General features: G+C 40.1%; 15 protein-coding genes and 1 riboswitch. Of the genes, 8 read left to right on the plus strand and 7 right to left on the minus strand.

Annotation, left to right across the window (positions count from 1 at the left end):
* The first annotated feature begins 4 nt into the window (after positions 1-4).
* From O1449_RS01120 to ftsW, 6 genes are all read left to right on the plus strand, one after another.
* The gene (locus O1449_RS01120) at positions 5-265 is read left to right on the plus strand and encodes a FeoA family protein (RefSeq protein WP_018679148.1); all 261 of its coding nucleotides are present in this window, start codon (positions 5-7) and stop codon (positions 263-265) included.
* Positions 262-2,115 (plus strand): ferrous iron transporter B, encoded by a 1,854-nt coding sequence (feoB, locus tag O1449_RS01125; protein WP_269229045.1) that lies wholly within the window; start codon positions 262-264, stop codon positions 2,113-2,115. The genes O1449_RS01120 and feoB overlap by 4 nt, the downstream gene beginning before the upstream one ends.
* A 77-nt stretch (positions 2,116-2,192) precedes the next feature.
* The gene (locus O1449_RS01130) at positions 2,193-2,447 is read left to right on the plus strand and encodes a DUF6587 family protein (protein WP_269238929.1); all 255 of its coding nucleotides are present in this window, start codon (positions 2,193-2,195) and stop codon (positions 2,445-2,447) included.
* A gap of 407 nt (positions 2,448-2,854) precedes the next feature.
* The gene (locus O1449_RS01135) at positions 2,855-3,913 is read left to right on the plus strand and encodes an RNA-guided endonuclease InsQ/TnpB family protein (protein WP_269238930.1); all 1,059 of its coding nucleotides are present in this window, start codon (positions 2,855-2,857) and stop codon (positions 3,911-3,913) included.
* Positions 3,914-4,347: 434 nt separating this feature from the next.
* Entirely contained in the window at positions 4,348-5,706 is a 1,359-nt protein-coding gene (gene murD / locus O1449_RS01140; RefSeq protein ID WP_269238931.1) for a UDP-N-acetylmuramoyl-L-alanine--D-glutamate ligase, read from the plus strand.
* Positions 5,707-5,716: 10 nt separating this feature from the next.
* Entirely contained in the window at positions 5,717-6,910 is a 1,194-nt protein-coding gene (ftsW, locus tag O1449_RS01145; RefSeq protein ID WP_269229041.1) for a putative lipid II flippase FtsW, read from the plus strand.
* A 48-nt stretch (positions 6,911-6,958) separates the two neighbouring features.
* Here ftsW and gluQRS read toward each other — a convergent pair whose 3' ends face one another.
* The 5 genes from gluQRS to thiC all read right to left on the minus strand — a co-directional run bounded on the left by gluQRS (position 6,959) and on the right by thiC (position 12,092).
* Complete coding sequence (gene gluQRS, locus O1449_RS01150; RefSeq protein ID WP_269238932.1) at positions 6,959-7,822, minus strand: tRNA glutamyl-Q(34) synthetase GluQRS; 864 nt, start codon at positions 7,820-7,822, stop codon at positions 6,959-6,961.
* A 129-nt stretch (positions 7,823-7,951) separates the two neighbouring features.
* Positions 7,952-8,485, minus strand: coding sequence for an RNA polymerase-binding protein DksA (dksA, locus tag O1449_RS01155; RefSeq protein WP_269229039.1), 534 nt, complete (start codon positions 8,483-8,485; stop codon positions 7,952-7,954).
* A 189-nt stretch (positions 8,486-8,674) separates the two neighbouring features.
* Entirely contained in the window at positions 8,675-9,490 is an 816-nt protein-coding gene (gene cpdA, locus O1449_RS01160) for a 3',5'-cyclic-AMP phosphodiesterase (RefSeq protein ID WP_269229038.1), read from the minus strand.
* Positions 9,491-9,509: 19 nt separating this feature from the next.
* Positions 9,510-10,121: an NUDIX domain-containing protein gene (locus O1449_RS01165; protein WP_005163115.1), complete on the minus strand. Its 612-nt coding sequence runs from the start codon at positions 10,119-10,121 to the stop codon at positions 9,510-9,512.
* Positions 10,122-10,196: 75 nt separating this feature from the next.
* Positions 10,197-12,092 (minus strand): phosphomethylpyrimidine synthase ThiC, encoded by a 1,896-nt coding sequence (thiC, locus tag O1449_RS01170; RefSeq protein WP_269238933.1) that lies wholly within the window; start codon positions 12,090-12,092, stop codon positions 10,197-10,199.
* Between the two features lie 84 nt (positions 12,093-12,176).
* Positions 12,177-12,297, minus strand: a riboswitch (TPP riboswitch).
* 146 nt (positions 12,298-12,443) lie between these two features.
* Here thiC and phoU point away from each other — a divergent pair.
* Positions 12,444-13,166, plus strand: coding sequence for a phosphate signaling complex protein PhoU (phoU, locus tag O1449_RS01175; RefSeq protein WP_269229035.1), 723 nt, complete (start codon positions 12,444-12,446; stop codon positions 13,164-13,166).
* A gap of 461 nt (positions 13,167-13,627) precedes the next feature.
* Here phoU and O1449_RS01180 read toward each other — a convergent pair whose 3' ends face one another.
* Positions 13,628-13,900 carry an oxidative damage protection protein gene (locus tag O1449_RS01180; RefSeq protein ID WP_004659388.1) on the minus strand — a complete coding sequence of 91 codons (273 nt, stop codon included), beginning with the start codon at positions 13,898-13,900 and terminating at the stop codon, positions 13,628-13,630.
* Positions 13,901-13,909: 9 nt separating this feature from the next.
* Positions 13,910-15,343 carry an argininosuccinate lyase gene (gene argH / locus O1449_RS01185; RefSeq protein WP_269229034.1) on the minus strand — a complete coding sequence of 478 codons (1,434 nt, stop codon included), beginning with the start codon at positions 15,341-15,343 and terminating at the stop codon, positions 13,910-13,912.
* On the opposite strand from argH, the gene O1449_RS01190 reads away from it, so the two are divergent.
* Positions 15,334-16,476: a sensor histidine kinase gene (locus O1449_RS01190; RefSeq protein ID WP_269229033.1), complete on the plus strand. Its 1,143-nt coding sequence runs from the start codon at positions 15,334-15,336 to the stop codon at positions 16,474-16,476. The two genes, argH and O1449_RS01190, sit on opposite strands and share 10 nt — an antisense overlap.
* The last annotated feature ends 13 nt before the right edge of the window (positions 16,477-16,489 follow it).

The following is a 16,489-nucleotide window of genomic DNA, read 5'->3' on the forward strand; positions in this document are numbered from 1 at the left end:
AGCGGTGCGATTGTCAGCATTAAAAGTCAAGCAAACGGCGATGATTACTAAAGTGAATCGCTTAGTAGATGATGCCGAACAGCCAGACCTTGTGGCTATTCGTTTAGAGAGTTTAGGCTTTGTGCCTGGTACACAAGTACAGGTGATTACCAAAGGTATTTTTGGTGGTGACCCGATTCTAATCCAGATTGGTTTTACTCGTTTTGCATTGCGTAAAGCTGAAGCCGATAAAATTGAAATTCAACGTGAAGGAGCGCCTGCATGAGTGATGCGTTACGTGTTGCCCTTGTGGGAAATCCAAACTGTGGTAAGACCTCTTTATTTAATCATCTGACAGGAACACGTCAGAAAGTTGCCAATTATGCAGGCGTTACGGTTGAGCGTAAGGTTGGGCATTTTCAACTCCCTTCTGGAAAAGCTGTACGTGTGCTGGATTTGCCAGGCACTTATAGTTTACAGGCAACAAGCCCTGACGAAGAAATTACCCGTGATGTGTGTCAAGGCAAGATTGCTGAAGAAGGGCAGCAAGATGCATTTTTATGTGTCATTGATGCGACTAATTTAAAGCTTCATCTCGGATTGGTGCTAGAAATTATTGAGTTAGGTCGTCCCATCCTTGTTGTGTTAAACATGATGGATGAAGCACGTCGTCGTGGAATTCAAATCAATACTCAAAAATTATCAGAGCGATTGGGCGTTCCCGTGGTCGAGACAGTCGCTGTGCGTAACTCAGGTATTGAGAACTTACTGCACGCATTAGATCAACAAAAATATACAGTGCCGCATACCGAACTCAGCGGATTAACGGGCGAGCATCATCAGAAAATTCAAGTTATTTTTAAAGATGTCGTTCACTTTGTTGATCAGGAAGATAAGCGTACTGATTTTCTCGACAAAATATTTTTGCATCCTGTATTGGGCTTATTAAGCCTTGCTGTGATGATGTTTATTGTGTTCCAAGCTGTATTTGCTTGGGCAGCTCCATTTATGGATGGGATTGAAAGTCTTTTTGGATGGTTAGGTACGACACTTGGTGCCCATATTTCACAGCCTTTACTCCATAGTTTAGTTGTTGACGGGATTATTGCGGGTGCAGGTGGCGTTGTTGTGTTCTTGCCCCAAATTTTGATTCTGTTCTTCTTTATTTTAGTGTTGGAAGAGTCTGGGTATTTACCACGCGCAGCTTTTTTGCTCGACAAATTAATGTTTAAAGCAGGCCTCAGTGGTCGTGCGTTTATTCCGTTACTTTCAAGCTTTGCGTGTGCAGTGCCGGGCATTATGGCAACACGTAGTATTAGTGATCCGCGTGATCGTTTTACCACGATTATGGTTGCACCATTAATGACTTGTTCAGCACGATTACCCGTCTATGCTTTATTGATTGCTGCTTTCATTCCAAGTCAAATGGTATGGGGGATTTTTAATCTACAAGGCTTGGTACTCTTTGGCTTATATATGTCAGGGATCGTAAGTGCATTGTGTGTTTCGATTGTGATGAAATTTCTACAAAAAGATAAATCACAACATGCGCTATTACTTGAGTTACCAAGTTATCGTATTCCAGATTTAAAGAGCGTTGGGATTGGTTTACTTGATCGTGCCAAAATCTTTTTAAAACGTGTGGGTGGGATTATTTTTGCTCTTTCGATTTTACTTTGGTTCTTATGTACTTTCCCACAAGCCCCAGAGGGTGCGACACAACCTGCAATTGATTATAGTTTTGCGGGGATGTTAGGTCACTTGATACAACCAATTTTTGCCCCAATTGGTTTCAACTGGCAGATTTGTATTGCATTGATTCCAGCAATGGCAGCACGTGAAGTAGTCGTTGCAGCATTAGGTACAGTCTATGCTTTATCTGGCGCTGATGATGATGCAGTGGCACAAGGCTTATCACATCTGATCAGTATGGATGGTACAGGTTGGTCGCTGGCAACGGGTTTATCTTTATTGGTTTGGTTTATTTATGCGCCACATTGTTTGGCAACCTTAGCAACGGTACGCCGTGAGACGGGTTCATGGAAACATGTCGCAGTGATGACGACTTATTTATTTGGCTTAGCGTATTTAATGTCTTTCTTTACTTACCAAATTGCATCACGCATTTGGGGTTAAGCAAGCAATCTCACCGTGAGTTGCCATAACGGTAGCTCATCCCTTTAAAACGGGAGCTAATGATTGGAGAGTGGTTTATGTTTGAATACTTGATTATTGCTGTATTGGTGCTGTGGAGCGCGCTTGTTGTCTTTAAAAAAGTGTTCCCTAAAACCGCAAGTTCGAGCTTTCTTGCCTTATCGAATCTCTGTCAGCGTTTGGGTTGGCACCGTTTGGCAATGTGGTTAAAGCCTAAAATCGTGGTGGGTTGTGGCGGAGGTTGCGGCTGTACTGTCGATGATAATAATGAACCCAAGAAACAAGAAACTATTCAAGCGGTCAAATGGCGTTAAAAGATAATGAGTGCTCATATTCTAGGGTATGGGCAATTTTTTAATGACCTAAGAATTAAAATAAAGAGTCATCGAATGAATCAACTAGAAAATATAGAAACAAAAGTATTAAGCCTTAAACATAAGTTAATTTTGTTCGGTTTCATCGTATTGCTGAATATTTTTGCTATTCTAAATTGGTCGTAAACTCATCATTTAAAAGCAATTTTATCCAAATAGCCGTAAAACCTCGCCCTTCAGGGCGGGGATATAAGGCTGCAATCCGCTAGTCCCCCTTGTGAGGGTGAGGAACGATTAAAGTTCCGCAAGAGGATTGCTAATGCGGTGTCTGTGTTAACACGTCAACTGGTGTCGTATTAGTGTGTTTTAGATTGATGATTTAGTACAATAATTGCTAAAATAACGTTATGAAAACACTTAAATTACGTATAAAAGACAAACATTGCAAGATGCTAGACCAACTAGCATCCGAAGTTAATTTTGTCTGGAACTATGTCAATGATTTGTGTTTCAAGCACCTACAGCGTAAACAACAATTCTTTTCAGCATACGATATTGCTCAATACACCAAAGGCACATCAAAAGAATGTAACTTGCATAGCCAAACCATACAGGCAGTGACAGAAGAACTCATCACAAGGCGTAAGCAGTTTAAAAAAGCTAAATTAAAATGGCGTGTCAGCAATAAGAAATCAGCAAGACGCTCACTTGGTTGGATACCTTTCAAAAAAGTTGCTGTGAAGTATGCTGATGGTTATGTTCAATATGGCAAGCATCAATTCAAACTATGGGATAGTTACGGACTATCAAAATACAATGTCAAAACAGGCTCATTTGTAGAAGATAGTCGTGGACGTTGGTATGTATGTCTTGTGGTTGATGCCGTCAAAACAGAAAAAACCACTGCTAAAACCTCAATAGGCATAGATTTAGGCTTAAAAGATTTAGCCACTTGTTCAGATGGCGTAAAACTTAAAGCTCCTAAAATCTATCGACAATATGAACAAAAACTAGGAATTGCACAGCGTGCAAGAAATAAAAAGCGTGTCAAAGCAATCCACGCCAAGATTAAAAATATACGTCAAAATATGCTGCATCAATTCAGCCATAAACTAGTCAATGAACATGCAGCCATCTTCGTTGGCAATGTGAATGCCAAAGCACTAGCACAGACAAAATTAGCCAAGTCTGTATTAGATGCGAGTTGGACAACACTAAGAACCATGCTCAAGTATAAATGCGAGAACGCAGGGGTATGGTTTGAAGAAGTCAATGAAGCCTATACCACCCAAACTTGTTCGTGCTGTGGCTCACGCTCCAGTAGTCCGAAAGGTAGAGTAGGACTTGGAATAAGAGAATGGCAGTGCATGGAGTGCGGTACACTCCATGATCGAGATATAAACTCGGCACTGAATATTCTTGCGCTCGGACATGAGCGTCTCGGAGGAGGAATCCCCGTTCTTTAGGTCGGGGAGGATGTCAAGGTTAAGACCTGAGATTATTCATTTTCAGCTACGAAATGCCACAGCCAAGAAAATTGATGGGATAATGTATGTTGCGATCATCTTATGGGTATTTTCTTATTTTATCCCTGATTAATTGGGAATGGTGAGCATTTTAGTCACAGCCCTACAGAGAACCATTGTTGTTGTCACTGCGTTATCTTTCTTCATTCAGAATGACTAAATCTCACGAAACGTATTTTTATCTCAAAATTTTGCGCTATACGGTTCATATTGCAAACATCTGTTGAATGTGAACAATTCTCTATACACGATATAGATTCACTTTTACGCACTGACACAAAAAAGCCTGAATAAAACGAAAACTGAAAAAGCATTTAAAACAGTAAAGTGCTAACATTTTTGCCATTCTGTAATCTGCAAAAAATGGGGCAAAAATGTTAATACAACGTGGTGGATTAAAAGTTGTGGCTGGTTTGGGAATTTCGGGTGTTTCAGCAGTCAACTTCCTACATGAACAAGGCTACCAAGTTGCAGTAACGGATTCTCGGGAAACACCGCCAGGGCATGATCAAATCCCTACAGGTGTGCGTACCAGTTTTGGGAAATTAGATACAGAACTTTTATTACAAGCAGAAGAAATTATTCTTAGTCCAGGGCTTGCACCTCAGTTGCCTGAAATTCAACAGGCGATAGAAAAAGGTATTCCAGTTGTTGGTGATATTCAACTGCTACGCCGTGCTACAGAAGTCCCCATTGTCGCGATTACAGGCTCAAATGCAAAAAGCACCGTCACCACTCTCATTGGGCTGATGGCGCAGGATGCAGGTAAAAAAGTGGCGGTTGGAGGCAATCTTGGACGTCCAGCATTGGATTTACTCAAAGATCAGCCTGAGTTGATTGTTTTAGAGCTATCGAGCTTTCAGTTGGAAACAACTTCACATTTAAATGCAGAAGTGGCTGTTTTGTTGAATATGAGTGAAGATCATTTGGATCGTCACGGTGATATGTTTGGCTATCACAAAGCCAAACATCGAATTTTCCAAGGTGTAAAAAAGGTTGTTTATAATCGTGATGACAATTTGAGTCGTCCGCTTGTACCTGATGTTACACCAATGCAAAGTTTTGGTTTAAATGCACCTGATTTAAATCAATATGGTGTGTTGCGTGATGCAGATGGCACGATGTGGTTAGCGCGTGGCAGAGAGCGTTTGATTCAAACTTCTGAAATGTACATTCAAGGCATGCATAACGTTGCCAATGCGCTTGCATGTTTGGCACTCGGTGAGGCGATTGGTTTAGCAACGGCATCTATGTTAGAAACACTTAAACACTTTAAAGGTTTAGAGCATCGCTGTGAATACGTCAAAACAGTTGCAGGGGTACGTTATTACAATGATTCTAAAGGAACCAATGTCGGTGCGACTCTTGCTGCAATTGATGGTCTAGGTGCTGCTATTGAAGTAAAAAAAGGCAAACTAGCCTTGATTCTAGGAGGTCAAGGCAAAGGACAGGATTTCAAACCATTACGAGATGCGATTCAAAAATATGTAAAATCAGCGATTCTGATTGGTGAAGATGCTGCTGTAATTGAACAAGCAATTCAAGGTACAACCTTGATTCAACATGCAGCAAGTTTAAAAGAAGCCGTTGCACTCGCTCAGAATGGCACACAAGCTGAAGATGTGGTTTTATTATCACCTGCCTGTGCGAGCTTTGATATGTTTAAAAGCTATAATGATCGCGGACAGCAATTTGTGGCATGTGTACATGCCCTGAATGAAAATAAAAATTAGGAACAGATTTATGGCTGATTTAGCCCAAAATACGGTACAAAAGATTTCGCAATTATTGAATCGGTTGCCCAAGCTTCCCGCAGAAATGACAGCACGTAATATTCTCATTTTTTGCGTCATTTCTTTGCTGTGTTTCGGTTCGGTCATGGTGGCATCCGCATCGATGCCATATGCCGAATATATTCATGAGAACCCATTTTATTTCTTGGTTCGTCATGGTATTTCGATTGTTGTTGCCTCCATCGTTGCATTTTTAACTTATAGAGTTTCTTTGAATTTATGGTTCAAGAATGCTTTTCCTTTATGGCTAGTAACGATGGTCTTGTTGTTGGCTGTACTGGTTGTTGGCTCAGAAGTGAATGGTGCTCACCGTTGGATTAAGGTTGGTGGTTTTACATTGCAGCCAACAGAGATTGCTAAAATTGTGATGGCAATTTTTACCGCAGATTATGTGGTTCGCCGTGCTAAAGAAGTTCGAACGCATTGGAAAGGTTTATTGCGTTTGAGTGGAGTAATGGCATTAACGGTTGGATTTATTGTCGCAGAACCAGACTTAGGGGCAACAGTTGTAATTGTACTCATGATGGTTGGTGTGTTTTTCTTGGCAGGCGCACCCGCAACACAATTCCTAATTATGTTAGGAGCAATTCTTGCAGGGATTACAGCACTTATTTTATTTGAGCCTTTCCGTTTTCAACGATTAATTTCTTTTACAAACCCTTGGGCAGACCCATTAGGAGTCGGTTATCAGTTATCAAATGCTTTGATGGCATTTGGACGTGGAGAGTGGACTGGAACAGGCTTAGGTCATAGTGTGCAAAAACTTTCCTATCTTCCTGAAGCACATACGGACTTTATGTTGGCTGTCCTTGGTGAAGAGTTTGGTTTTGTTGGTGTGACCTTGGTGATGGTTCTGTCCTTTACTATGCTGGCATGCTGTATTCGAATAGGACATCGTGCTTTGCAACATAATTACTTGCGTGCAGGCTATTTGGCATACGGTATCAGTATTATTTTTCTCATGCAGATTTTGGTAAATGCGGGGATGAATATGGGCTTAATGCCAACCAAAGGTCTGACTTTACCCTTCATTAGTTATGGGGGAACATCTTTAATGATGTGTGCTGCAATGATTAGTCTAATCCTGAAAATTGATGCATCAACGCAAGAACTCAATCCAGTTAAAGAAGAATCAAATTTCTAATCGTATCGAAAATAAAAAGCTCTACTTTAAGTAGGGCTTTTTTATGGCTTATAAGAAAGTACCTGTGAGATGGATGCCTCTAGGAATTAAATTGATATCCCATTGTTGAACAGCTTGTTGCAGCATGATACGTGGCTGGTCAAGTTCAACCAACGGTTGCCCTAAAGCTAAAATGGCTTGCTGTAATAGGTTTGATGCTTTGCTGATATCTAGTGCTTGTGCCAGATTTTGTTTAGACAGTTTTTGCCCTTGATCATTCATTGCAAGCGGTAAATGCATATAGCTGAGACTGGGATAATTGAGTAAAGAACCCAACCAGATTTGTCGAGCGGTGTTATCCAATAGATCTGCGCCACGTACCACATGAGTAATGCCCTGTAGATCGTCATCTACGACCACAGCCAATTGATAGCTCATAATGCCATCACGGCGCTTAAGTACGAAATCACCTAGATCATGTTTTAAGTTGGAAGATTGCTGACCTTGTAAGCGATCCTCAAAACAAATCAATTGATCAGCAACTTTCAAGCGAATAGCTTGATCATTGAAATCCAGATGTAAATCGCGGCAAGTACCAACATAAATATGATTTGAACCGAGCATTTTACGGGTACATTGACAGGCATAGATCGCATCTAAGTGTTTTAACTGCTCAAGAACTTGTGCATAAATATCTAAACGATCTTTTTGGCAAATAATTTCTGCATCGGGTTCAAACTGAAAGGCATCAATACAAGATCGGATGTGGTTTTCACTATTGGGATAGATACGAGGAATATCGGTATCTTCAATTCGAACTAGCCATTTGCCGTGGTTGGCTTTGGCATCACAGTAACTTGCGACTGCGGTGAGTAGGGAGCCAAAATGCAATGGGCCAGTTGGAGAGGGGGCAAATCGTCCGATGTAAGGCATAAAGATTTTATGGTTGTGTATTTCAATCCTTCTCCAGTCCCTCCTATAAAGGAGGGGAAATACTCGAATATCATAAATCTTTCAATTCGTAGTATTCCTCCCTTTTCAAAGGGAGGTTGGGAGGGATTATTAACCGTTATTTTGCTTTTCTTTGATTTCAGCCAAAGTCTTGCAATCGATACATAAAGTCGCTGTTGGACGTGCTTCTAAACGGCGCAAGCCAATTTCGATACCACATGTTTCACAGAAACCGTAATCTTCGTTTTGAATTGTTTCAAGTGATTGTTCGATTTTGCGAATGAGTTTGCGTTCACGGTCACGTGTGCGTAATTCAATCGCAAACTCTTCCTCTTGCGTTGCTCGGTCGTTGACATCAGGAAGTGCGCTTGATTCATCTTGCATTGTGTTCAATGTACGATCAACTTCAGACATTAACTCAGCTTTCCATGCATTCAAAATTTGGCGGAAATGCTCAAGTTGTCCTTCAGACATATATTCTTCATTTTTCTTCGGCTGATAAGGTGCAATTCCAAATAAGCTTGCAGTTGTACCACCTTCTGAAGCTTTTGATTTGGTTTTACGTACGCGTTTCACAGCCGATTTTTGATCGTCGATCACTTCTGTCTGTTCGTCCAAGACTTGATTTTGGTTGTCATTCGCCATATAGGGCATTCCTCATCTTACACGTACTATCTATACGCAAAAAATATGGTGATATGCAAGTGTTTTTATAGAAACCTAAGATGGTTTTTTCCATCAAGGGTCGACATCATATAGAGTTTTTCAGCAAGATGGTAGTCATTCCCGTCCAGATTTTGTGAGAAAACGATAATGTATTTTGTAATCAAAAGTTTAGTCATATCCCAAGACTTCAGAGCTATTCATTCGCTGTGAAGTTGATAAACGATAGACCTGAGTTTCGATTTCTCCATTTGCTTTAAGCTTAATAAAGCGGTAACCCGGATGTTCTTCATCAAGTGCAAACTTATCACTTTTAGGTTTGAACTGTATGCAGGTTGATGGCGTTGATAAAAATTGAATATCTTGCCATGTGTTAATAGAATCTTGGTGGACATGACCACAGATAATGGCTTTGATATTTGAAAAAGGTCGAATCGTTTCGAGTAAATCAGATGAGTTCTTTAGTTTATGTTGATCAATCCAAGCAGATTCCATCGCAAAAGGATGGTGATGGCAGGCAATCATAATATGGCGATCATGATGTTTTTTTAATAATTCTGTTAATTGTTCAAGGCCAGCCACTGCAATTTTGCCATCAATTCTTGTTGGCTGTGCGCTATTAAGTAAAATAATGCACCAATCGCCAATTTCTACCACAGTAGGTTGATGTGGATCTGCTCCATGAAAAGGGAAGTGAGATACATCATCATGATTGCCAGGCGTCTGAAAAAAGGGAATACCTATACTCTGCATATGCTTAAGATAGCGATCATAAGTCACAGTTGTTGGGTTTTGTGCTAAATCCCCAGTATGTACAATCATATCGATCTGCGGATGTTGTTGGCGCATCAAGTCAATTACTGCATGAAAGCTTTGTTCAGGGTGCATCCCGACAAACTCTAAATGCGGATACTCCAATAGATGAGTATCAGTAATTTGTATAATCACAAAATCTTTTTGTGATAATTTTGAGACTTGAAAAGTCACCGTCTTACCCCTTTCAGATTTATTGTCGTTGTATATGTTGACTAAGCCATTGTAATGCCATGATGACAGGGGCATTCTTCAAGCGATTATTTTTGAATAACATCGTGATTTCAGCGTAATCAAACAAATGGAGTTGAATATCTTCTCCTTCATCTGGAACGCCAAAGATGCCCCCACTGCTTGGTAAATCAACTTCTGCAGCATATAAATGAAAAAACTCAGCGCATGCGCCAGCAGAAGGATAAAAACTAAATAAATGCTGCAATTCATTAATTTCGCAGCCTGATTCTTCTAGACTTTCACGACGAATACAGGTTTCTGGAGATTCATTTCCATCCAGTACACCAGCAATAATCTCAAGTTGCCATGCTGACTCGGAGTCATTTAATGCACCAACACGAAATTGTTCAATCAGTGCGAAACGTTGTTGCTGATTGTTATAAAGTAAAACGCCAGCAGCTTCTGGACGATGTATAAGTTCACGCTGAATAATTGGTGAATATTCAGATCGATGAAATAGTCGGTGCGTAAGATTCACTTTCTCAACTTGAATGAATCCTCGGAATAAAAACTCTCGAGATTCTATCGTAACGTCGGATGCTGAATAGCTGGCGTGGTCAAGAATATTCATCTTCAATCAGGATGAGATTGTACATATCTCATCCTAACCGAGAATGATTCGTGGGCAAATCTTTTTTTAGTCGATTTACAGTTTGTGGTACAGTTTTTGACCATGTTCCTGATAAGCGGTTTTCATCGCATTGAGACCTGCTTCAACATCTGTTTCAGCATCATTTGATTGTTTGGCATTGTGCTGATTTTGGGCATAATCCCGCACATTCTGCGTGATTTTCATCGAGCAAAATTTTGGTCCGCACATAGAACAGAAATGTGCAGATTTGTGTGCTTCTTTGGGTAAAGTCTCATCGTGCATGCTACGTGCTGTATCAGGGTCTAAGCTGAGGTTGAACTGGTCATCCCATCGGAATTCGAAACGTGCTTTCGACAATGCATTATCACGAACTTGAGCACCCGGATGACCTTTGGCTAAGTCTGCTGCATGTGCTGCAATCTTATAAGTGATAATGCCATCCTTAACATCTTTCTTATTTGGTAAACCTAAGTGCTCTTTCGGTGTGACATAACAGAGCATTGCTGTGCCATACCATCCAATCATTGCAGCACCAATTGCAGAAGTAATATGATCATAACCTGGTGCGATATCCGTGGTGAGTGGGCCAAGTGTGTAGAATGGTGCTTCTTTACATACTTCAAGTTGTAGATCCATATTTTCTTTAATCATATGCATAGGCACATGACCGGGACCTTCAATCATGACCTGTACATCATGTTCCCAAGCACGATGTGTGAGTTCACCTAAGGTTTTAAGCTCGCTAAATTGAGCCTCATCATTGGCATCTTGAATACAACCCGGACGTAAACCATCACCTAAGCTAAATGAAATGTCATAGGCTTTCATGATTTCACAGATTTCATCGAAATGCGTATACAAGAAGTTTTCTTGATGATGCGCAAGACACCACTGCGCCATGATTGAACCGCCGCGAGATACGATTCCTGTTAAGCGGTTTGCGGTCATTGGGACATAGCGTAGTAATACACCTGCATGAATGGTGAAATAATCAACGCCTTGTTCAGCTTGCTCAATCAAAGTGTCTTTAAAGATTTCCCAAGTGAGATCTTCGGCAACGCCATCTACTTTTTCCAAAGCTTGGTAAATAGGCACAGTACCAATTGGTACAGGCGAGTTACGGATAATCCATTCACGGGTTTCATGGATATTTTTACCTGTTGATAAGTCCATGATGGTGTCAGCGCCCCAACGGGTTGCCCATGTCATCTTAGCGACTTCTTCATCAATTGAAGAACCAAGTGCAGAGTTACCAATATTGGCATTAATTTTAACCAAGAAATTACGACCAATAATCATTGGTTCAATTTCAGGATGATTAATGTTGGCAGGAATAATCGCACGACCTGCGGCAACTTCTTGACGCACAAATTCAGGTGTGATTTCTCTTAAATTCTGAGCACCAAAGTTTTGTCCTGCATGCTGACGCATGTCTACGCCGTCACCTTGGCGTTGATTTTCACGAATTGCAATATATTCCATTTCAGGCGTAATTATGCCCTGTTTCGCATAATGCATTTGCGTAACATTTTTCCCTGCCTTAGCTCGACGAGGGTTTTGAATATGAGCAAAACGAATGTCAGCCGTACGAATATCTTTTAAGCGGGCTTGACCAAAATCAGAACTTAAACTTGAGAGTACATCGGTATCATCACGTTCTTCAATCCAAGTTTGGCGGACAGAAGGTAAACCTTGATTTAAATCAATTTGTACATCAGGATCGGTATAAACACCTGATGTGTCATAAACCATAACAGGTGGGTTGTATTCACCCCCTAAACCTGTCGGTGTTTCTGTCAAGCTAATTTCACGAAATGGAACTTGGATATCGGGGCGAGAACCTTCAACATAAACTTTGCGTGAAGCAGGTAAAATACGGGTTAAATCTTTAGCATCTTGCTCATGTTGAGCGGAAATATCAGCAGAGGGAAGATTCGTTAATTGGTTCATGGCATGATCCTTATGTATTACATTAACGAATCAAGCACGAGCAAAAACGATAGCGAATTTATCTCTTTGATAAATAAAGGCGAGGCTTTTGTTGGGCTTGATTCCTACGCAGGTGTTAACCTGATCAGGTTCAACGGTACTCATCTTTAAATCTTGCGATTAAGATAATCTCAGCAGTTAATTAACTGCGCTCCGTCAAGCTATATATTTAGACTAACAGATTTTTAGATTTTTGTTTTATCAATTCACACCAATCGACTTTTGACTCAGCTGTGTTATTGTCATAAAAGTTTCATCATTGCTGTGTTTTAATCACCAATCATTTTCCCATGTGTCTAGTGGAGGCATACTGTGAGTCCAAGCAATCCTGTCTTAAGTCACCATATTTCTTCACAATTTAATGAAGACTTACAAGATGTACATACTAAATTTATGACCATGGGTGGTTTGGTAGAGCAACAGGTTGCGAATGCAATTCATGCTTTATTAGACACGGATGAAAATTTGGCGATTGATGTGCAATTTAAAGATAACGTTGTTAATCAATATGAGCGTGATATTGATGAAGGCTTAACTTTAATTTTAGCTCGTCGTCATCCAGCTGCAATTGATTTACGTATGGTAATCGCCATGAGTAAAGCCAATACCGATTTAGAGCGTATCGGTGATGAGGCAGCAAAGATTGCTCGCATTGCTCAGAATTTATGTGAAGAAGGTCAGTCACCACGCGGTTATATGGAAACACGCCATATTGGTAACCAAGTACGAGTGATGATTCACGATGCTTTGGATGCTTTCGCGCGTTTAGATGTTGATCAGGCTTTAAAAGTGGTGATGGCGGATGTAGACATTGATCGTGAATATCAGTCGGCAACGCGCACTTTAATGACCTATATGATTGAAGATCCACGCCATATTTCACGTGTGATTAATGTAATGTGGGTGCTACGTTCGTTAGAGCGAATTGGCGATCATGCCCGTAATATTTCAGAGCAAGTGATTTATATGGCAAAAGGTATGGATGTACGTCATACCAGTATTGAAGAAATTGAACAAAAAGTGAATCAAAAATAATCACCAAATAAAGATTTAAAGCTGCTACATAATGAGCAGCTTTTTTTATCCCGATACGTTGCATAAAGTCATCGGAAATGAAGTAATCATTAGGTAAATTTCAAGAGTAGTCATCCAATAACTTCTCAAAATCCTAAGATATTTTTATTGTAGGATAGGCGTAATTTGAACAATGTTGATGAGGCAATGTATTGTCCCAATATAATCGCGAATATAAATTTATATCATACAAATAAAAAAATCCCAGACTTCGGGGGAAAGTCTGGGAGAGAAATATCATGTGTTGCCTGAGACATCTAACTATCTCTTTGTGTTTCTGTTATTCAATATAAGCGGAGAGTGTCGATCTGTCATGTAGACAACTGTGTATACTCTGTAATCCTTTATTGCTTATGTAAATGTCACGTAAAAAGAGAGCTATATTCAGCTCTCTTTTATTCAGTAGTGTTAGTTGAAATGATTTACTTTTGTTCCGTCCAACCTTCTGCTTTTTCAACACTTTCGTCATTGTTGAAGAACTTCTCACGTTGCTCTTCAAGAAACTTCTTCGCATCGGGTTCGAATACATTGAGTCGTTTTTCATTAATAAGCGTGGTTTGGTGTTTTAACCATTCTTGCCAAGCCTGTTTTGAAACGGTTTCAAAGAACTCTTGACCTTTTGCACCTGGGAATGGCGCAAAGTCTAAACCGTCAAGCTCTTGTTTATATTTGCGGCAAAATACTTGTCTAGTCATGATTTATCCTTAAGCGTACAACTGTTCTAGGCGAGTGTGTGCACGAGTAATAGCTGCTTCAACTTGTTTTGGTGATGTCCCGCCGATATGATCACGCGCATTTACAGAAGCTTCTAAAGTTAAGGCTTTATCAAATACATCTGCTTCGATCAAATCAGAGAATTGTTGAAGCTGTTCCAGTGTCAATTCAGATAAATCTTTTTCTTCAGCCACACCAAGCGCAACTGCTTTACCTACAATTTCATGTGCATCACGGAAAGCAACACCTTTCTTCACAAGGTAATCAGCAAGGTCAGTTGCTGTAGAGAAACCACGAAGTGCTGCTTCACGCATAATTTCAATGTTTGGAACGAGTGCAGGCACCATGTCTGCAAAAGCCATTAAGCAACCACGAACGGTATCAATTGCATCAAATAAAGGTTCTTTATCTTCTTGGTTATCTTTGTTATATGCCAATGGTTGACCTTTCATTAGGGTCAATAAACTAATCAAATCACCAAACACGCGACCTGATTTACCACGCACAAGTTCAGGTACATCTGGATTTTTCTTCTGCGGCATAATTGAGGAGCCTGTGCAGAAACGGTCTGGGATGTTCACAAATTTGAATTGTGCCGAAGTCCATAAAATCAGTTCTTCAGACATGCGTGATAAATGCATCATGATTAATGATGCAGCAGCGTTAAATTCAATGGCAAAGTCACGATCGGAAACAGCATCAAGTGAGTTTTCAGAAACTGCTTCAAAACCCAATAATTCTGCTGTATATGCGCGATCAATCGGGTAGGTTGTTCCTGCTAAGGCTGCTGAACCGAGTGGCATGCGATTAACACGCTTGCGACAATCTTGAAGGCGTTCAGTATCACGAACCAACATCTCAAACCAAGCCAATAGGTGATGACCAAATGTTACTGGCTGAGCTGTTTGTAAATGAGTAAAACCTGGCATAATCGTATGCGTATTTTGACTTGCCAGACTGAGTAGGCCTTTTTGTAGGCGTAGTAATAAACCTAAAATGTCATCAATTTCATCACGTAAATATAAACGGATGTCAGTTGCAACTTGGTCATTACGGCTGCGGCCTGTATGTAATTTTTTACCTGTGATGCCGATACGTTGAGTCAAGCGAGACTCAATATTCATGTGTACATCTTCTAAATCAATACGCCATTCGAAATTACCCGCTTCGATTTCGGCTTTGATTGTATTCAAACCTTGGATAATATCATCACGTTCAGCTTCAGTCAGTACACCAACTTTAGCAAGCATGGTTGCATGTGCAATCGAACCTGCAATATCTTGTTTATAAAAACGTTGGTCAAATTGCACAGATGCGGTAAATTCTGCAACAAATGCATCTGTTGCTTCAGAGAAGCGACCGCCCCACATTCCAGAGGTTTGATTAGGGCTTGCTGAAGAAGAGGATTGAGAAGATGTGGTCATGGCGGCTCAGTAAAATAAAAAAGAGTATAGCAAATCCAAACGTAGTTGCTGAAATTCGACGCAAGAAGTTATCGAAAACACGTCAAATGAGTCCAGCAGGGTCCTATTTTTTTACGAAAATAAGGCAATCGCAACACTTATTGGAATTAATTGTAGCAAGTAATGTTTTGGCAATGGTACTCGCACTTGCAGAAGCCCGTTCTTGGCAAGCAGTGGAAAGTATCCGAGTTTTTCAATACATGCTTTTTATTAACTGGATAATTTTATCGTTTTCTGCTTTTGTTGACTATTTTCAAGAGTTTTTTGCCAAATTTAGTCAGAAAATGGCGTTAATTTTAGGTTTTATTTTTCTTCAACTTATTGTTTTACTTACGACTTGTGTCATTAATATAATTCAATATTGGGGTTCATCAACCAATGAGTTTTCTGAAGATATCTTATTTCAAGGTGTAAGTCTGCATTTGGGGTATGGCATCTTGCTTGGTGCTTTCTGTTTGCGTTATCTCTATATGCGAGAGCAATGGATGAATCAGCAATATAGTGAGCTGAATGCGCGGATTCAAGCCATGCAAGCACGTATTCATCCTCATTTCTTGTTTAATAGTTTAAATAGTGTCGTGAGTTTGATTTCAATTGATCCTGACAAAGCAGAAAACATGTTGATTAGTCTGTCACGTTTATTTCGAGCCAGTTTCCAAGAGCTAAAGTTGGTTAATTTGGCTGAAGAAATTGATTTATGCCAGCAATATTTAAGTATAGAAAAGATGCGCTTAGGTGACCGTTTACAGGTAGAATGGAATATACAAGCAACACCTATAGAATTAAAACGGGTCACAATCCCATTATTAACATTGCAACCTTTGCTAGAGAATAGTATTTTTCATGGGGTAGAAAAAGTTTTGCAACCCTCAACCATTAGTGTATTGGTTGAAATATTGCAAAATCAAGTCAGTATAGTCATTACTAACCCTTATTCTCACGATACAATAAAATCGAGACAAGGGAATGGTATTGCAATAGAAAATGTGAAGCAACGTCTAAAAGCCTATTACGGACAGACAGTGAAGTTTCAGGTTTATGGGGGAGTATCGTTATATACCACGGTGGTAAGTTATCACTATCGAGTAAAATAATAAGTTAAGTTAA

This window comes from Acinetobacter sp. TR3 (assembly GCF_027105055.1).
Lineage (GTDB): Bacteria > Pseudomonadota > Gammaproteobacteria > Pseudomonadales > Moraxellaceae > Acinetobacter.